The sequence below is a fragment of the Rhodothermales bacterium genome, assembly GCA_041391505.1.
Taxonomy (GTDB): domain Bacteria; phylum Bacteroidota; class Rhodothermia; order Rhodothermales; family JAHQVL01; genus JAWKNW01.
Genome location: JAWKNW010000007.1, coordinates 207,145 through 224,165, shown reverse-complemented (window position 1 = coordinate 224,165; position 17,021 = coordinate 207,145). Strand labels below are relative to the sequence as shown.

At 64.4% G+C, this 17,021-nt stretch carries 13 protein-coding genes; 9 read left to right on the top strand and 4 right to left on the bottom strand.

The window, feature by feature from the left end; translation table 11 throughout:
* On the bottom strand, positions 1-1,571 hold a 1,571-nt coding region (locus R2834_09755; protein ID MEZ4700600.1), incomplete at its 3' end, for a hypothetical protein.
* A gap of 385 nt (positions 1,572-1,956) precedes the next feature.
* On the opposite strand from R2834_09755, the gene R2834_09750 reads away from it, so the two are divergent.
* The 7 genes from R2834_09750 (at position 1,957) to R2834_09720 (ending at position 9,777) form a co-directional block, all read left to right on the top strand.
* Positions 1,957-2,868, top strand: coding sequence for an EboA domain-containing protein (locus R2834_09750; protein MEZ4700599.1), 912 nt, complete (start codon positions 1,957-1,959; stop codon positions 2,866-2,868).
* A gap of 58 nt (positions 2,869-2,926) precedes the next feature.
* Positions 2,927-3,862 (top strand): TatD family hydrolase, encoded by a 936-nt coding sequence (locus tag R2834_09745; GenBank protein ID MEZ4700598.1) that lies wholly within the window; start codon positions 2,927-2,929, stop codon positions 3,860-3,862.
* A 144-nt stretch (positions 3,863-4,006) separates the two neighbouring features.
* Positions 4,007-4,885, top strand: a complete 879-nt coding sequence (gene eboC / locus R2834_09740) for a UbiA-like protein EboC (GenBank protein MEZ4700597.1) — start codon at positions 4,007-4,009, stop codon at positions 4,883-4,885.
* Between the two features lie 178 nt (positions 4,886-5,063).
* On the top strand, positions 5,064-6,254 hold the full coding sequence (locus tag R2834_09735) for a 3-dehydroquinate synthase (protein ID MEZ4700596.1): 1,191 nt from the start codon (positions 5,064-5,066) through the stop codon (positions 6,252-6,254).
* A 21-nt stretch (positions 6,255-6,275) separates the two neighbouring features.
* Positions 6,276-7,496, top strand: coding sequence for a metabolite traffic protein EboE (gene eboE, locus R2834_09730; GenBank protein ID MEZ4700595.1), 1,221 nt, complete (start codon positions 6,276-6,278; stop codon positions 7,494-7,496).
* A 14-nt stretch (positions 7,497-7,510) separates the two neighbouring features.
* Entirely contained in the window at positions 7,511-8,890 is a 1,380-nt protein-coding gene (locus R2834_09725) for an alkaline phosphatase family protein (GenBank protein MEZ4700594.1), read from the top strand.
* Between the two features lie 317 nt (positions 8,891-9,207).
* Positions 9,208-9,777, top strand: coding sequence for a sigma-70 family RNA polymerase sigma factor (locus tag R2834_09720; GenBank protein ID MEZ4700593.1), 570 nt, complete (start codon positions 9,208-9,210; stop codon positions 9,775-9,777).
* An 8-nt stretch (positions 9,778-9,785) separates the two neighbouring features.
* On the opposite strand, the gene R2834_09715 is transcribed toward R2834_09720, so the two are convergent.
* Both R2834_09715 and R2834_09710 read right to left on the bottom strand, forming a co-directional pair.
* Positions 9,786-11,693: a GAF domain-containing sensor histidine kinase gene (locus tag R2834_09715; protein ID MEZ4700592.1), complete on the bottom strand. Its 1,908-nt coding sequence runs from the start codon at positions 11,691-11,693 to the stop codon at positions 9,786-9,788.
* 72 nt (positions 11,694-11,765) lie between these two features.
* Positions 11,766-13,559, bottom strand: coding sequence for an ABC transporter transmembrane domain-containing protein (locus R2834_09710; protein ID MEZ4700591.1), 1,794 nt, complete (start codon positions 13,557-13,559; stop codon positions 11,766-11,768).
* 284 nt (positions 13,560-13,843) lie between these two features.
* Here R2834_09710 and R2834_09705 point away from each other — a divergent pair, with 284 nt between their 5' ends.
* Positions 13,844-14,167: a hypothetical protein gene (locus R2834_09705; protein ID MEZ4700590.1), complete on the top strand. Its 324-nt coding sequence runs from the start codon at positions 13,844-13,846 to the stop codon at positions 14,165-14,167.
* Here the strand turns inward: R2834_09705 and R2834_09700 are convergent, their stop codons facing one another.
* A complete protein-coding gene (locus R2834_09700) occupies positions 14,168-14,821 on the bottom strand; it encodes an NUDIX hydrolase (GenBank protein ID MEZ4700589.1) in 654 nt (217 codons plus the stop codon). It abuts the gene before it with no gap.
* Between the two features lie 132 nt (positions 14,822-14,953).
* Here R2834_09700 and R2834_09695 point away from each other — a divergent pair, with 132 nt between their 5' ends.
* Positions 14,954-16,942 (top strand): hypothetical protein, encoded by a 1,989-nt coding sequence (locus R2834_09695; GenBank protein ID MEZ4700588.1) that lies wholly within the window; start codon positions 14,954-14,956, stop codon positions 16,940-16,942.
* Positions 16,943-17,021 lie beyond the last annotated feature (79 nt).

Genomic DNA, 17,021 nt, shown 5'->3' with positions numbered 1-17,021 from the left:
GACGCGGCGTCCTCGCCGGCGCGCTCGTAGACCTGGGGCATGCCCACGCCCACCAGCACCAGCGCCATCAAACCCGTACGGCTCGCCACCGTCGTGAAGCTCATCCCCCGCTCCTCGAAAAACGGACTCCAGCCCTTCGCCTCCAGCACGTCCAGCACCACCAGCACCACGTACAGGCCCGCCAGACCGCCCAGCAGCAGCAGCCACTCGCCCGCGCCGCTCGTCCCCGCCTGCTTCATCACGCTCACCCACTCGCTCACCGAGTCGCTGCTCCAGAACGACCACATCAACCCCAGAAACACAAACGTCGACACCGTCTTCAGCGACAGCTTCAGCGCACCGCGCAGCGTCCACCCCTTCTTGCTCAGGCTCTTCCCCTTCTTCGTTCCGCTCACCGACTCCCACACCGAGTTGATCGCCACCAGCACGCCCAGAACGCCCCAGTACACCCCGTCCACCGTCGTCAGCGGAAAGTCTCCCTGAAGCCAGAACCACTGGTACGAGTGCAGCAGCCACGTGCACGCGAACACCACCACCGTCGAAAACACCAGCGCCGGGATGTTGCCCCAGTTCCTCACCCGCATGTACACCGGGTAGAAGAACAGCTTCATCATGAAGTCCTTCCAGTAGATGTTGATCCGGCGCCAGTAGTCGTTGAAGCTCGAGGCCAGAAAGTAGCGCTTGTGCGTCTCCGGAAGGTTGAAGCCGAAGAGGCACATCAGCCCCACGATCAGGTGGAACAGACCCGAAACACGCAGATACAGCAGGTACGCGCTCACGATGAAGAGCACCACGCCCCCCAGACCCTGGATGTCTTCCACCGCCGGCGTGAAGTAGTAGTACACCACCCGGTACATCAGCAGGTGGATCACGCCACGGAGCATCCACAACACCCCCTTCTGGTAGATCTCGTACGCGTCACGGTCGTAGTACGTCCGCCGGAACGTGATGTAGTCCACGATCGGGTAGAAGGGAAACACGATGTTCGGAAGCTGGAAAAAGTAGCTCAGCCGCTCGAAGAGCGTCGCCGGCTTCTTCTCGTTGCGCATGTCGTAGAGGTAGAGCGCCATACGGAACATGAACATCGAGCCCAGGATCGGCAGGATCGCCGTCGACCACGACGTCGTGTAGTAGCCCGCCATCATCACCGTCAGCCCCGCGCCGGCCACCACGATCAGCGCGATGCGCGCCCGGTAGTCGATCGGGAGGTGCGCCAGGAGGATCAGGCCCAGCGACAGGCCGATCAGCCACACCGCGTTGACGAGCCCGAAAACAAGGTAGATGCCGGTCAGCGTCAGCCCGAAAAAGAACGGCAGCCGGGCATTGACCGGCAGCCAGGCGTGAATGACAAAACCGGTGAAAACGAGCCCCAGGATGCGCGTGAAGCCGCTCTGCTCCTCGATCTTAAACTGATAGATGGCGAACAGCACCAGTGCCAGCTGCGCCACGACGGCGGCAAAACGGCCCAGGGTAGCGACATTGATCCGGACGGGGAGCGCGGGAGACGAGGCCGGGCGTGCGGCGGTGATACCGCCCATGCTGTCGACGACCGCTTTGGCAAATTTGAGCATAAAAATCGCGGGGTTAAACCGACTTGAGGCAACCAAAAAAAACAGGCCTCACCTTCGCGCATCGGACACGCGGAATGTGGATCTTCTGGCAGGGAAAAAGACAGGCACGGCCGGACAACAGGCCCGCCACACACGAAAAGCGACGCGGCGTGAGGCGTGCACAAAGGTACAACAGCGCCCAGGCGAGCCGGTATTTCGTTGGATCATTACGAAAGCGGGCTTTGGCGCATGCGCCGTACACCTTTGACCAACCGCCCGAAGAGCGGATGCGCGTCCGTGCTGGTCTTCAGTACGGGCAATCATGCCGCCGACGCAGGATTTCAGAAACCATGCACAATTAGCAAGGTTTTGAAACCAAATAGCGACAATTTGTGGAGAGAAGTTCATGCCAACCTCAACGAGCCGTACGAACATCCAGGCTATCGCGGAGCTGATCGAACGCTGGATAACGCCCCACCTGGATGAGAAGGGAAGCGCCTGGCTGCTGGGTAAAAAACGCGATCTTGCCGCCGGCGCTGCCGACTGGGTTTTCTTTTCTTCGTTCAGTGCCGTCCCGCGCTATATCGGCAAAGCGGAGCTCCAGCTAAATGCCGGCGACCTGGAAAATGCCCGAAACGTCCGCCCCAACTGGACGCCGACCGGCTGGAGCATCGACCAGGCCGGACGCACCCTGCTCATCCTCGCCAACCCGTCCGACGACGCCGAGGCCTTCGTGGCGCGCCTCGAGGCGGTCTTCAACGCGGCCGACGTCGGCGAAAGCGTGACGCTCTACCAGGCCCTTCCGCTCCTTCCGCACCCCGAACGGTTCAGCGCCCGCGGCGCGGAAGGTCTCCGAAGCAACATGACGTCCGTCTTCAACGCCGTCTCGCTCGACAATCCGTTCCCCTCGGAACAGTTCGACGAAAACACCTGGAATCAGATGGTGCTCAAATGCTGCTTCGTGGGCAGCCCGCTGCACCGCATCGTGGGCCTGGAACACCGCGCCAACGCAACCCTGAGCCAGATGCTGGTCGACTACGCCCACGAGCGCTGGGCCGCCTCCCGGTCGCTCACCCCCGAGCTCTGGCGCCCCGTGGCGCCCTACGCCTCGCCGGCGATGCTGAGCGACCTGCAGCGCGTCTTCACCGACCCGGACCCCACCCAGCAGGAAGCCGGCGCCCTCGCGCTGGCCTCCTCGCCGCTCAAGGAGGCCCATGCCCTGCTCGCCACCCGGCCCGACCTGAAATCCCGCATCGACAGCGGCTCCCTGACGTGGACCACCCACGCCCGCGACCGGATGCCGACCTGGCAACCCTGACCGCCCGGTATCCCGCACCCTGCGATCTATCCACATACCCCGCGCACCGATCAACGCCATGTCTACCGATAATCAGATCTTCCTCGACCCCCACATCCACGCGGTGTCCCGCACGACGGACGACTACGAGGCCATGCGCGCCGCCGGCATCGTGGCGATCATCGAGCCGGCGTTCTGGCTCGGCCAGCCCCGCACCAGCGCCGCCTCGTTCCAGGACTACTTCAGCATGCTGGTGGGCTGGGAACGATTCCGCGCCGCCCAGTTCGGCATCCGCCATTATTGCGCCATCGGTCTCAACGCGAAGGAGGCCAACAACGTCCGCCTCGCCGACGAGGTGATGGAGATCCTGCCGCTCTACGCCTGCAAGGAAGGCGTCGTGGCCATCGGCGAGATCGGCTACGACGACATGTCGGATGCCGAGGACACCTACTTCCGCAAACAGCTCGACCTGGCGCGCGACCTCGACATGCTGGTGATGATCCACACCCCCCATCGCAACAAGAAGGTCGGCACGAGCCGGAGCATGGACCGCTGCATCGAGCATGGGCTGGAGCCGTCCCGCGTCGTCATCGACCACAACAACGAAGAAACGGTTCGGGAAGTCCTGGACCGCGGCTTCTGGGCCGCGTTCACGCTCTACCCGCAAACCAAGATGGGCAACGAGCGGATGGTCGAGATCGTCAAGAAATACGGCACCGAGCGCATCTTCGTGGACAGCTCCGCGGACTGGGGCAAGAGCGATCCGCTTGCCGTCCCCAAAACGGCCAACCTGATGGGGATGCGCGGCATCCCGGCGGCCGACATTCGCAAGGTGTGCTACGAAAACGCCCTCGCAGCCTACGGGCAAAGCGGCCAGATCAAGGAATCGGACTGGCTCAACCCGCCGGCCATCGACCAGCGCCAGCTCCACTACGGCAACAGCGTCCTCCGCGGCGGCCAGTCGCCCACCATCGAGCAGGTCGCCGCCGCCAAGGAAAGCCTGATTATTAAGTAGTTGATTAGCGATTAGCGATCAAGGATTTCCGATTGACGCGTTTTGTAGCATGGTTGTGCTGCGCTCATGTTCTTGTATCGCCAATCCGTGTTCGCCAATCCGTGTTCGCTAATCGCTAATCCGTGATCGCTAATCCCTAATCCCTTGATACGCCCCCTCCTCCAGCTGGCCCGTCCTGCCAATATCGTGACGGCCTGGGCCGATGTCGTCGCCGGCTATGCCGTAGCGGGGGGCCTCGCCTCCTTGCCGCTCCAGGGCGAGGTGCTCGGCTGGCTTCTGCTCGCCACGACCGGTTTGTACGGCGGCGGCGTCGCCTTCAACGACGTCTTCGACGCCGAACTCGACGCCCGCGAGCGGCCGGAGCGGCCGATTCCATCCGGACGCATCTCGCGGCGTTCCGCCGCGACCTTCGCCGGCATCCTCCTGCTGGGAGGCGTCGCCTCGGCCTTTGTCGTCTCGGCCATCGCGGGAGCGCTCGCGATCGCCATCGCGGCCGGCGCGCTCGTCTACGATGCCTTCGGGAAGCACCGTCCGCTGCTGGGACCGATCAACATGGGCCTCTGCCGGGGCGGCAACCTGCTCCTGGGCATGGGCGCCGTGCCGATCCTCATCCTCGAACACTGGCCGCTCGCGCTGCTGCCCGTCCTGTATATTTCGGCGATCACCGCGATCAGCCGCGGCGAAGTCGAAGGCGGCTCGTCGAAGATCGGCTACCTGGCGGTGGGGCTGGTCGTGGCCGTGATCGCCGCTCTCGGCGCCATGGCCATGGAAGCCATCGCCACCTACCCGATCAGCGGGATGTTTCCCTTCCTGTTTACGGCCGTCGTGCTGCCCCCGTTTATTCGCGCCGCCCGTGAACCAAGCGCCGACATGATCCGCCGCGCTGTCCGCATCGGCGTGCTGGGCCTCATTCCCCTGAACGCGTCAATCGCCGCCCTGCACGCCGGCCCTGCCGCCGCGCTGATCGTGCTCGCCCTGCTGCCGCTTTCGATGCTGCTGGCCCGTGTCTTCGCGGTCACCTGATCGAACAAACGGCCTGATACGGAATTATAGGATGGCGTGCGACGCACCGATACCACAGGCGCACCTGCACGGCTCAAACAGCACGAGCTACCCACCTCGTTCAGCCTGATCCGCCAATGAAACGACGGTAGGTCATACCCCGGCCCGTGTCGCTCACGTAGTCCCCCTTTTGTACTCGATGGAACCGATCAGCCAGCAGTTCGCTGTCACGTACCGTTATGAAGTCGCCTTCACCCGTGGCCTGTTCAAACCCTCAAACCCCCTTCTCGCGGACACCGTCCGCGCCGGCGCCGAGGAAGGGCCGCGGCGGGTCCTTCTGGTGGTCGATGCCGGCGTCCTGGGCCATCGCCCGGGTCTGATTCGCGAGATCGAGGCCTACGCCGCCGCCCATGCGGAGGTGATGAAGCTCGCCGGCGACGCCATCGTGGTCCCCGGAGGCGAGGCGTCGAAAAATGACCCTTCCCACACCGAGCGAATCCAGCGGGCCATCGCGGAACGCGCCATCTGCCGGCACTCGTTCGTCGCCATCGTGGGCGGCGGGGCCGTGCTGGATATGGCCGGCTACGCGGCCTCCACGGCGCACCGCGGCATCCGCCATCTCCGCATCCCCACGACCGTGCTCGCGCAGGACGACTCGGCCATCGGGGTGAAAAACGGCATCAATGCCTTTGCGTCGAAGAACTTCCTGGGCACCTTCAACCCGCCCTGGGCCGTCCTGAACGACCTCGACTTCCTCGACTCCCTCGACGATCGCGACTGGCGATCCGGCATCGCCGAGGCCGTCAAGGTGGCGCTCATCAAGGATCCGGACTTCTTCGCCTTTATCGAGCGGGAAGCCGGCTCGCTCGCCCCGCCCCGGCGGGATCGCGACGCCATGGCGCACCTCGTCCACCGCTGCGCCCAGCTCCACGCGACGCACATCGCCACCAGCGGAGACCCCTTCGAAAAGGGCTCCTCGCGGCCGCTCGACTTCGGGCACTGGCCGGCGCATCGGCTTGAAGCCCTCACCGACTTCGAGGTGCGACACGGCGAGGCCGTGGCGATCGGCATCGCGCTCGACTGCCTCTACGCCAACCAGGCCGGCATGCTCGACGACGCGTCCATGGAGCGGGTCCTGGCGGTCTTCGTCCGCCTCGGCTTCACGCTGTTCCACCCCGTCATGGCGGAGCATCTCGACGACCCGAACCATCCCCGATCCCTGTTCAGAGGCCTCTCCGAATTCCGGGAGCATCTGGGCGGACAATTGACGATCTTGCTTCTCGAAGGCATCGGCAAAACGCGCGACGTACACGAGGTCGACCTCGACCAATACCGGGAGGCCATCGGGCTTCTGGAAGAACGGTTCAGCGTGCGGACCCTGCCTGTCTGATCGCGAACCCAGACTGGACCCATGCGCGCAGGACCCGACTCGTATTTCCATCTCTCCTATTGCAGTAACATCCATCCCGGCGAAACCTGGGAAGCGGTCGACGAAACGCTGCGGCGCTACGTGCCGGCCCTCAAGCGATCCCTCGCCCCGACGGCGCCTTTCGGGATCGGGCTACGCCTCTCGGATCAGGCCTCCCGCTCACTCATCGAGCCGGCGGCCCTGATGGCGTTTTATGACTGGCTGCGCGCGGAAAACCTGTACGTCTTCACGATGAACGGCTTCCCGTACGGAGGTTTTCATCGCCAGGTCGTGAAGGATACGGTCTACATGCCCGACTGGCGAACCCGGGAGCGCGTCGATTACACGGTACGCCTCGGGCACATCCTGGCCGGCATCCTGCCGCAGGGTGTCGAAGGCGGCATCTCCACCTCGCCGCTGTCCTACAAGCACTGGCTGGCCGACGCCGCCACCGTCGAGGAGACTTACCGCGTCGCCACGCGCCACATGGCCGATGCCGCCTATGCGATGGCGGAGATCGCGGCGCGCTCGGGACGCACCATCCACATCGACATCGAACCCGAACCCGACTGTCTGATCGAGAATACCGCCGAAACGGTCGCGTTTTTTACGGACTGGCTTTGGACCGAGGGCGTGGCGCATCTCGGGCGGACGCACGGGTTGACGGCGCCGGCCGCCGAGGCCCTGCTGCGGCATCACGTCCGCGTGTGCTACGACACGTGCCATTTCGCGGTCGAGTTCGAAGCGCCGGAGGCATCGCTGCAGGCCTTCGTGGATCACGGGATCGGCATTGGGAAGATTCAGGTGAGCGCGGCCATCCGCGTCGATCTGCCGGCGGAGACGGCCGCCCGCGCCGCACTGGCCGAACACCTCGGCCCGTACGCGGAGTCGACCTACCTGCATCAGGTCATCGAACGGCGCGCAGACGGCAGCCTCCATCATTATCCCGACCTCGATGCCGCGCTGCCCCACATCCAGCAGCCGGACGCGCGCGAATGGCGGATCCATTTTCATGTGCCGCTCTTCGTCGACCGCTTCGGGCCGCTGGCCTCGACACGCGACAACATCGCGCCGACCCTCGATTTTGTCGCCGCGCGACAGCTGTGCGATCACCTGGAGGTGGAGACGTACACCTGGGAAGTGCTGCCGGCCGAACTGAAAGTCGACCTCGGCGCCTCCATCCAGCGCGAACTCGCGTGGACCCTCGGGGCCATCACCCCTTAACGAGATCCTCCGCCATGCATCGCACCGCCGTCCTGAACGTCGTCGGACTCACGCCCTCCCTGCTGGGTGCGGACACGCCCTTCCTTACGCGCTGGGCCGGCGCGGGAGTCCAGGCCTCCATCGAGCCGGTGCTGCCGGCGGTGACCTGCTCCGTGCAGTCGACCTACCTCACTGGCGTCATGCCGTCGGACCACGGGATCGTCGCCAACGGCTGGTATTTCCGGGACGAATGCGAGATCAAGTTCTGGCGCCAGTCCAACCGGCTCGTACAGGCGCCGAAACTCTGGGAAACGGCGCGCCGGCTTAACCCGTCGTTCACCTGCGCCAACCTGTTCTGGTGGTACAACATGTACTCGACGGTCGATTACGCCGTCACGCCGCGCCCGATGTACCCCGCCACGGGGCTCAAGCTGCCGGACGTGCACACGCACCCCGCCGGCCTGCGCGACAGCCTCCAGCAGCAACTGGGCACGTTCCCCCTGTTCGAGTTCTGGGGTCCTGCCGCCGGCATCCGCTCCAGCGCATGGATCGCGCAGTCGGCCATGGAGATCGAAAAGCGGCATCAGCCCACGCTCTCGCTGGTCTATCTGCCGCACCTGGATTACGGACTCCAGCGGCTCGGCCCGTCCGACCCCGCCATGGCGAAGGACCTGCGCGACATCGATGCGCTCTGCGAGGAGCTGATCGGGTTTTACGAGCAGCGGGGCGTCCGCGTCGTCGTCCTCTCCGAATACGGCATCCACGACGTCGAGCACCCCATCCATCTGAACCGGCTGTTCCGGAAGCAGGAGTGGCTCGTCGTGCGCGACGAACTGGGGCATGAGTTGCTCGATGCCGGCGCGAGCCAGGTCTTCGCCGTCGCCGACCACCAGCTGGCGCACGTCTATGTCAACAATCCGGACCTGCTGGCGAACGTACGCACCCTCCTCGAAGCCGTCCCCGGCGTGGCCCAGGTGCTCGACGAGGAAGGAAAGCGCGCGCACGGCCTGCTGCACGAACGCGCCGGCGAACTCGTCGCCATCGCCGAGCCGGATGCCTGGTTCACCTACTACTACTGGCTGGACGACGACCGGGCCCCCGACTTCGGACGAACCGTCGACATCCACCGCAAACCCGGCTACGATCCCGTAGAACTCCTGTTCGACCCGGCCCTGCGCTTCCCGAAGCTCCGCGCCGGCCGGCGCCTCGCCCAGAAAAAACTCGGCTTCCGCTATCTGATGGACGTCATCGGCCTCGACGCCTCCATCGTCCGCGGCTCACACGGCCACATCCCCGCCGGCACCGCCGAACGCCCCCTTCTCCTCACCCCCCATGCCGACCTCCTCCCCGGCAACTCCCTGCACCCGACCGACGTTCACGACATACTCCTGGCCCACCTAGGGCTGGAACGATGAATCGGTCATCGGTCATCGGTCATCGGTCATCGGTCATCGGTCATCGGTCATCGGTCATCGGTCATCGGTCATCGGTCATCGGTCATCGGTCATCGGTCATCGGTCATCGGTCATCGGTCATCGGTCATCGGTCGAACGCGTCGCTCCAGGCAGGTTCCCAATGACCAGTGCCCAGTGACTGCGCCCGAAGGGCGCTCATGACACGGCCTCCGGCCGTTCATCCCAGTGACTGCGCCCGCAGGGCGCAATGACACACCCGAAGGGTGTACTGACCGCGCCCGAAGGGCGCTCCCAACCCGCCTCCAGCCGTTCATCCCATGCCTGAATCGCCCGAAAACGTCACCCGGCTCCTCAACGAGTGGCAGGCCGGCAAGGCCGGCGCCGCCGACGCGCTGTTCCAGCAGGTTTATCAGGAACTCCGACGCATGGCGCGGGGCTATATCGCCCGCGAACGGCAGGATCACACCCTGACCCCGACAGGGCTCGTCAACCAGGCCTGCCTTCGCATGCTCGACGACGAACACGTCGACGCCCAGAACCGCGCGCATTTCTTCGCGATCGTGGCCACGAAGATGCGGCACTATCTGGTGGATTATGCCCGCCGGCGCAACGCCGTGAAGCGCAATCGCGGCGCCGAGCATGAACGGTTCGACGACGACCTCTACCAGCTGACTCCGGAGCGCGTCGACGAAATCCTGGCGCTCGACGAGGCCCTCGAGCGGCTCGCCCGGGAAGAACCCCTGCAAAGCCAGATCGTCGAGATGCGCTACTTCGGGGGATACACCCAGGAGGAAATCGCCGAGATGCTGGGCATCTCGCTCAAGAAGGTGCGAAACGAGTGGTACATGGCCCGCGAATGGCTCAAGGAAGTGCTGCTCTCGGAATGACGGCCGCCTTACGCCGGCATCGAGACATCGGCGACGCCGTGGTACACCGGCAACGAGAACCAGAAGCGCGCGCCCTTGCCGGCGACGCTGACCACGCCGATCTGGCCTCCCATCCGCTCCACGAGCTCCCGCGCGACGTACAGCCCGAGTCCGCTCGAGTGCTCGCCGCCCGTCGGCCGGGCCGAAAGACGCGCCATCTTGCCGAAAACGCGCTGGTGGTCCTCTTCCGTCAATCCCGGCCCCTCATCCTGAATCGACAACTCCCACCGGCCGTTCTCTCCCACTGAATGCGATAAATCGACACGCACGGTCGTGTCAGGCGGACTGTACTTGACCGCGTTCGACAACAGGTTGTCGATGACACGCATCAGGGCCGAACGGTCCCCCCGGACGGCCGCCGGCTCGTCCGGCCGCGCGTAGATCACCTTGATATTCTTCGCCTTGGCCTGGCGCTCGTTCGTCCGCACGGATCCGAACGCGAGCCGGCCGAGGTCGCAGACCTCGTAGCGCAACTCGATCGATTCGCCCTGACGATGCCGATCCAGCAGATCCGTGATGATCCCCAGCATCCGTTCGGCTTCCTCGTGGATCAGCTTGGCGTTTTCGTGGATGTCCGCCAGATCCTCCCGATCCTCGGTATCCTCGACGATCATTTCGGACAGACCGATGATGCCGCCGAGCGGGTTTTTCAAGTCGTGCGAGGTGATGCTCAGGATCTCCTGATTGCGGTCGAGCGCCTCCTTCAGTTCGCTGGCGCGGGCATCGCGCTCCTGGAGCGCCATCTTGAGGTCGCCATTCGCTTCGATCAGCTCGCCGGCGCGGGCCACCAGCTGCCGGCTCTTCTGCAGGCTGTCCAGCTGGACGGCGACGAACGACGCGATGTGAAGCAGCGCCAGTTCGTCTTCCTCGGTAAACGACTCCGCGGTCGCCCGCCCCAGATTGATCGTGCCGATCACGCGGGTATCCGCGATCATCGGCACCACGATCGTGGGGACGCCCCCGGACTCGTACAGCGTGCGCCCGCCGAAATCTTCCGCCCGCTGACCGTTGTTGATGCGGAAGACCTGGCGCTCGGTCATGCACCGGCGCAGCAATGTGCCTTCCAACGCGACGGTTTCAAAGCGAAACCCGCTCTCGTCCCCGTTTTCGACGGCATAAAGCTCGGCGACATCGAGGTCGTCCGAGGCCAGTGCCATGCTGAGGCGAGAACAGTCGTACAGCTTCCTGATGCTCCCGCCGACCGCCTGGAAGATGGCGGCATACGTTTTGGCCGACCTCAGGTCGCGGGTCATCTCGTTGATCACGCGCTGCTGCCGCTCGAGCTTCGCCGTGACAGCCAACGACTCGCGAACCTGTTCGAAAAGCCGGCGGTCCTCGATATGCGCGGCGAGAAGCGTTGCGATGTGCACGATCAACGCCTCGTCGTCCGGATGAATGCTGAACGCTTCCTTGCGCATCGCGTTCAGGGTACCGATGACGAAGTCGCCCGTTTGCAGCGGGGTCGTAAAAAACGCCTTCCCGAGCGAGTTAAGCATTTTCTGGTCGGCATAGTCGCTCGCGGTAGCATCCTGAACGGTGACCAGCCGTTTCTCGCGCAAGGCCGTACCGATGGCGGTACCTTCGATGGGAATTTTTCCACCGCGTGGAATCGCGCCCTCGTTGCCATCCAGCGCCACGATACGGAAGAATGCCCCGGAATCATCCAGCAGCGCAACGCTGCATCGGTCGGCATCCAGAATCCGCGAGACGTAGCGGGCCGCGATATGAAAGACGTCGGTTTCGGAGCGCGCGAGGCTGGACTCCTCGATCAGCTGACCGAGCAGGCTCATCCGGTAGGCGTAGGCACGCGCCCGGCGGATTTCAGCGATAAGCTCTTCGCGATTGAGTCGCTCGTATTCCACAGGTGCTACAAACAAACGAATCGAGGTGCGTTCGGGGTATCATCCATGGAATCGGCCGGAGTGTATAAAAAATAAGCCGCTTTCGGGCTATTCTGGCACACCGACCGTTTCCCTGAACTGCCGCGCAGCCAGTTCGCGATACATGCCTCCCACCGCAAAAAGAGACTCGTGCGTTCCTTCCTGCACGATGAGTCCCTGATCGAGCACGAGGATGCGGTCCGCATCCTGCACGGTCGAAAGCCGGTGTGCGATGATCAGCGTCGTGCGGTCCTTCATGAGATGGTCGAGCGCCTCCTGGACGAGGGCCTCGGACGTCGAATCGAGGGAAGAGGTAGCCTCGTCGAGCAGCAGGATCCGGGCGTCGCGCAGGATGGCCCGCGCGATGGCGATACGCTGTTTCTGACCGCCGCTGAGCTTGGTGCCGCGTTCGCCCACCACGGTGTCGTATCCCTCGGGGAGCCGGTCGATGAACTCCTGCGCGTTGGCGGCGCGCGCCGCGGCCTCGATGTCCGCCATGCCGGCATCGAGCCGGCCGTACCGGATGTTCTCGCGCACCGACGCATTGAAGAGGTGCACGTCCTGCGACACCACCGCGATCTGTTCGCGAAGCGAGGCCAGCGTCACGTCGCGCAGATCGTGCCCATCCACCAGGATGCGGCCGGCGTCCGGATCGTAGAACCGCGGGATGAGGTTGAGCAGCGTCGTTTTGCCGGCGCCGCTGGGACCCACCAGCGCCACCTTCTCGCCCGGCCGGATCAGGCGATCGATCCCGCTCAACACCGGATGGCCGTCCTGATAGCTGAAATCCACCCCCTCGAACCGCACCTCGCCGCGCACGGCCGGCAACGGCTGCGCTCCCGGCGCGTCCGTCGTCTCGGGCTGCGTGTCGAGCAGTTCGAACAGCCGCTCGGAGGCGCCGGCGGCGTTGTTGAACGTAGTATACAGCTGCGACATCCCGCCCACGGTCCGCGCGATGTTGAAGGCGTAAAAGACGAAGGCGACGAGCCCCCCGGAGGTCAGCCGGCCGTTCAACACCGATACGCCGCCGTACCAGAACAGACCGATCAGCGCCAGCATGAAAAGCAGTCCGACCGCCGACCAGAACACGTTGGTGATGACGACTTTCCGGATCGCGGTCTTGAAGAGCACGTCCACCGATCCGTTGTAGCGCTCCTCTTCGTACGGCTCGCGTGCAAACGCCTTCACCACCCGCACCGCCGAAAGCGATTCCTCGGCGACGGCCGTCGAATCCGCCAGCCGATCCTGGACGTCCCGCGCGAGAGCGCGGATCTTCGCCCCGAAATACCGCGCCAGCAGCATCACGGGTGGCACCGTCAGGAAGATGAAAAGGCTCATCTGCCAGTCCAGCACCACCATCAGCACCGCCGACCCGAGAAGCATCATGCTCTGCCGGACGGCGTCGACAAACGAAGACGTCACCGCCGTGCGGATCGTGCCTACGTCGTTGGTCAGTCGCGACGTGAGGTCGCCCGTGCGCTGGTTCGAAAAGAAGCGCAGGTCGAGCATCAGCAGATGCGCGTACAGGCGCTTGCGCAGATCGGTTACCAGCCGCTCGCCCGTCCATTCAAGCAGGTAAAAGCCGGCGAACCCGATGCCGGACTGCACCACGAACAGCAGCATGAGCCCCAGCGTCATGCGGTTCAGCAACGTGCGGTCCGCCTGCTCGAATACGGCGTCCACCATCGTGCGCATCCCGAGCGGAAGCAGCAGCCACACGCCGGCGGATACCAGCGTCAGGACGAGCGCCGTAATCAGCTTGCCCCGGTAGGGTCGGCTCAGGCTGAATATCCGGCCCAGCGCCTCGAACAGCTTCTTGGGAGGACGCTTGGGTTCGGGCGGCGACGCATAGCCTTGTTTCATGTACGCATTCCTGACGGGGCAGGGAAGGGATTCAACAATAAAAAGGTCCTTACCTCCATGATCGATCCTCCGTTCCTCGAAAGATTTCCCGGGTGCAGGCCCGGCCAATGCGGCACGCCTTTCGCGGCGCTCCGGAAGAGACGGAACAAACTGTTTCGCCGGCCATACTGCGCCCCATGATCTGTCTGACGCCCGTGCAACAGGCCCGGAGCGTCGCGTGGTGTCGCTCCCTTTTTTTCCCGCTGCTCCCGTTCCATCGCGCTGTACCTGTACGTGAAACTGCCATGAACGTCCGTATTTCGTTCCCTGCCGTTTCGGCCGCACGCCCCACTCCCTACCCGGCGGTGGCCGCCCTCGACGACCTCGAGGACGACGATTATTTTTCCGAAGAAGACCTCAAGGAGCCGGAGTTCGAGGACGACGATTTCTTCGACGACGACGACCTTGAAGACGATTACTTCGACGATGAGGACCTCGAAGACGACGACTTCGAGGACGACGACGACGATGCGTTGTTCGACGACGATGACGACTACTTCGACGAAGAGGATCTGAAAGAGGAAGAGTACGAGGACGACGACGATTATTTCGACGACGACGACGATTGATCAGATGCGGAGCATGGGGCGCACCCGCATCAGGTGCCGGCGAAACGACTCGAACCCCACCTTCTCGATCGCCTCGCCCCAGGGCATCCAGGCGACCCGCTCGATGCCTTCCTCGGCCTGGGGGACAAAGGTCTCCTGCTGCGTCGTCATCTGATACCAGTACGTCGTCTTGACGCTGTATTTCTCGCTCCGCGGATAGCCGTGGTACGTGGCGCCCAATTCCTGCACCACCTCGAGATCGAGAATGCCCACTTCTTCCCGCACCTCCCGCACGGCGCACTGGGCGATCGTTTCTCCGGGGTCCATCTTCCCTTTCGGGATATCCCACAACCCCCGGCGATAGATCATGATCAGCTCGGGCTCGCCGCCCGTCGGGCGGACCACAAAACCGCCGGCGGCCAGCACGGGCTTCGGGGGCAGGTACGGCTCCAGATTGCGGATCGCCGCGGCGGGGATAAAATTCGACTCCATGGCGCCCTGGTTCGGAAAGCCCTCGGCGCGCTTCGTCAATGCATAGGCATCGATCACCACGATGCGCTCTCCGCACGTCGCGACCGCTTCGTCCAGGCTGGAGAGCAGGTTCACGGGGCCGGCGATACCGTGACGCGCGATGTGCGGAAGATCGTCGGCGCGTGCGCAATAAAAGAATAGCATGAAGGTACCGGGTAACGCCTTCTGGAAGCGGTAGGGATAGTAAGGGCGTTTGCAATCTAGCTCATTTCGTCAGTATTGTAAAACCCGTTCCGGTCTCCTTCTACCGCCCCGCTCAATCGTTTCGGAAGTCCTATGCTCGTTCCACGTTTCTGGAGGATGATCGTCCTCCTGCTGCTGTTTTTCACGCCGGCCGCCGGGCTGTTCGCGCAATCGACGACCTACCGCGTCGCGCTCGAACCGGAGTCCTTCACGCTCAGCGTCGGCGACTCGATACAGGTGCGCGCCACGCTGATCGGGCCGGACGGCCAGGCCGTGGCCGATGCGTCCGTGCGCGTCTTCTCGCAGAACCGCAGCGCCGTTTTTGTGGATCGGGACGGGATGCTCACCGCCTACAAAGCCGGCGAGCACACGCTGCTCGCGCGGTCCGTGACGCCCGCCGGCGACCGGATCGTCGCCAGCTTCCCCATCCGCATCGCGCCGCCGCCCCTTGCCCGGATTGCGTTCGACGGCCTCGGCAACGCGGTCTACGCCGGCACCCGCCAGCCCTTCACCGCCACAGCGTTCGACCTGAACGGCGACCCGCAAAACGCCCCCTTCGAATTCACCAGCAGCGATCCGTCGGTGGCGTACGTCGACGCGGCGGGAATGCTCGTCGCGGCAAAACCCGGTCGCATGACGCTGATCGCGGAGGCCGGCGAGGTCCGCGGCGAACACGCCATCACCGTGCGCCCCAACCCCACGACAGCCATCCGCATCGATAGCGAGCGGGGGCAGGCGCGCACCGGCGACGTCGTCCGGTTCTCGGCATACGCGGTGGACGTCAGCGGACGCGCGCTCGAGGATGCGCCGATCCAGTTCGCCCTCCAGGCCATGCCGGCGGACGATCTCGGGCCCGGCGCCACCGGCCAGATCGATCAGGAAGGCTATTTCGTCGCCGAACAGCCGGGCCTCTACACCATCGTGGCGTCGTCCGGCAAACACGCCGAGGTGGCCTCCATCATGATCCATCCCCGCGAGGTGGCCGGCGAAATCGAATTTGTCGGACAGGGCCTCGTCGGCAACGTGCATACGTCCGATCTCTGGGTCTGGGAAGGAGTCGACGGGCGCGACTATGCCGTCACCGGAACGTGGGGCGGCAACGGCGAGGCGTATTTCTGGGACGTGACCGATCCGGCATCCCCCGTGGGCATCGATACCGTGACGGTCGACGCCCGGACGGTCAACGACGTGAAGGTGTCGGAAGACGGCCGCGTCTGCGTCATCACCCGCGAAGGCGCCTCCAACCGGCGCAACGGGCTGGTCATCCTCGATTGCTCGAACCCGCATGACGTCCGCATCCTCTCGCAGTTCGACGACGAGCTCACCGGCGGCGTCCACAACACGTTCATCTACCGCGATCACATCTTCGCGGTCAACAACGGCCGGCGCTACGACATCATCAACATCGAGGACCCGGCCAACCCGCGCCGGGTAGGCCGCTTCGAACTCGACACCCCCTGGCGCGCCGTGCACGACGTGTGGGTGGTGGATGGCATCGCCTACTCGTCCAACTGGGCCGACGGGGTGGTGATGGTGGATGTGGGCAACGGCATCGCCGGCGGCACGCCGGCGCATCCCGTGCAGATCGCCTCCTATGCCTACCCCAGCGGCTGGAACCACGCCGCCTTCCCCTACCGCAGCACGTCGACCGGCAAGTTCTACATCGTCGCCGGCGACGAGTCGTTTCCGGATGGGCTGAGCGTGACCGGCAAACCCTCGCGCGCCGCCGGATGGATCCATTTCATCGACTTCACCGATCCCCGGCAGCCAAAGGAAGTGGCCCGGTACCAGGTGCCCGAAGCCGGCACGCATAATTTCTGGATCCAGGGCGACTCGCTTTATGTGGCGTACTACAACGGCGGGCTGCGCGTGGTCGACATCTCGGGCGAGCTGCGCGGCGACCTCTACCGCCAGGGCCGCGAGATCGCCCGGTTCGTGCCGGCCGACCCCAACGGCTACATCCCGAATGCACCCTTCACCTGGGGGCCGCAGCCCCACAAAGGCAACATCTTCATATCCGACTGGAACAGCGGGATGTGGGTGGTGCGTGTGAAGAAGGACGAGAAAAAGCCGGACCTCTAGGCACACCGGTGGGTGTGCCGTACAAGGTTTCATGTTCCATGCTCAAGGTGGCGTTTCCGTTGACGCACACGCATCTTAC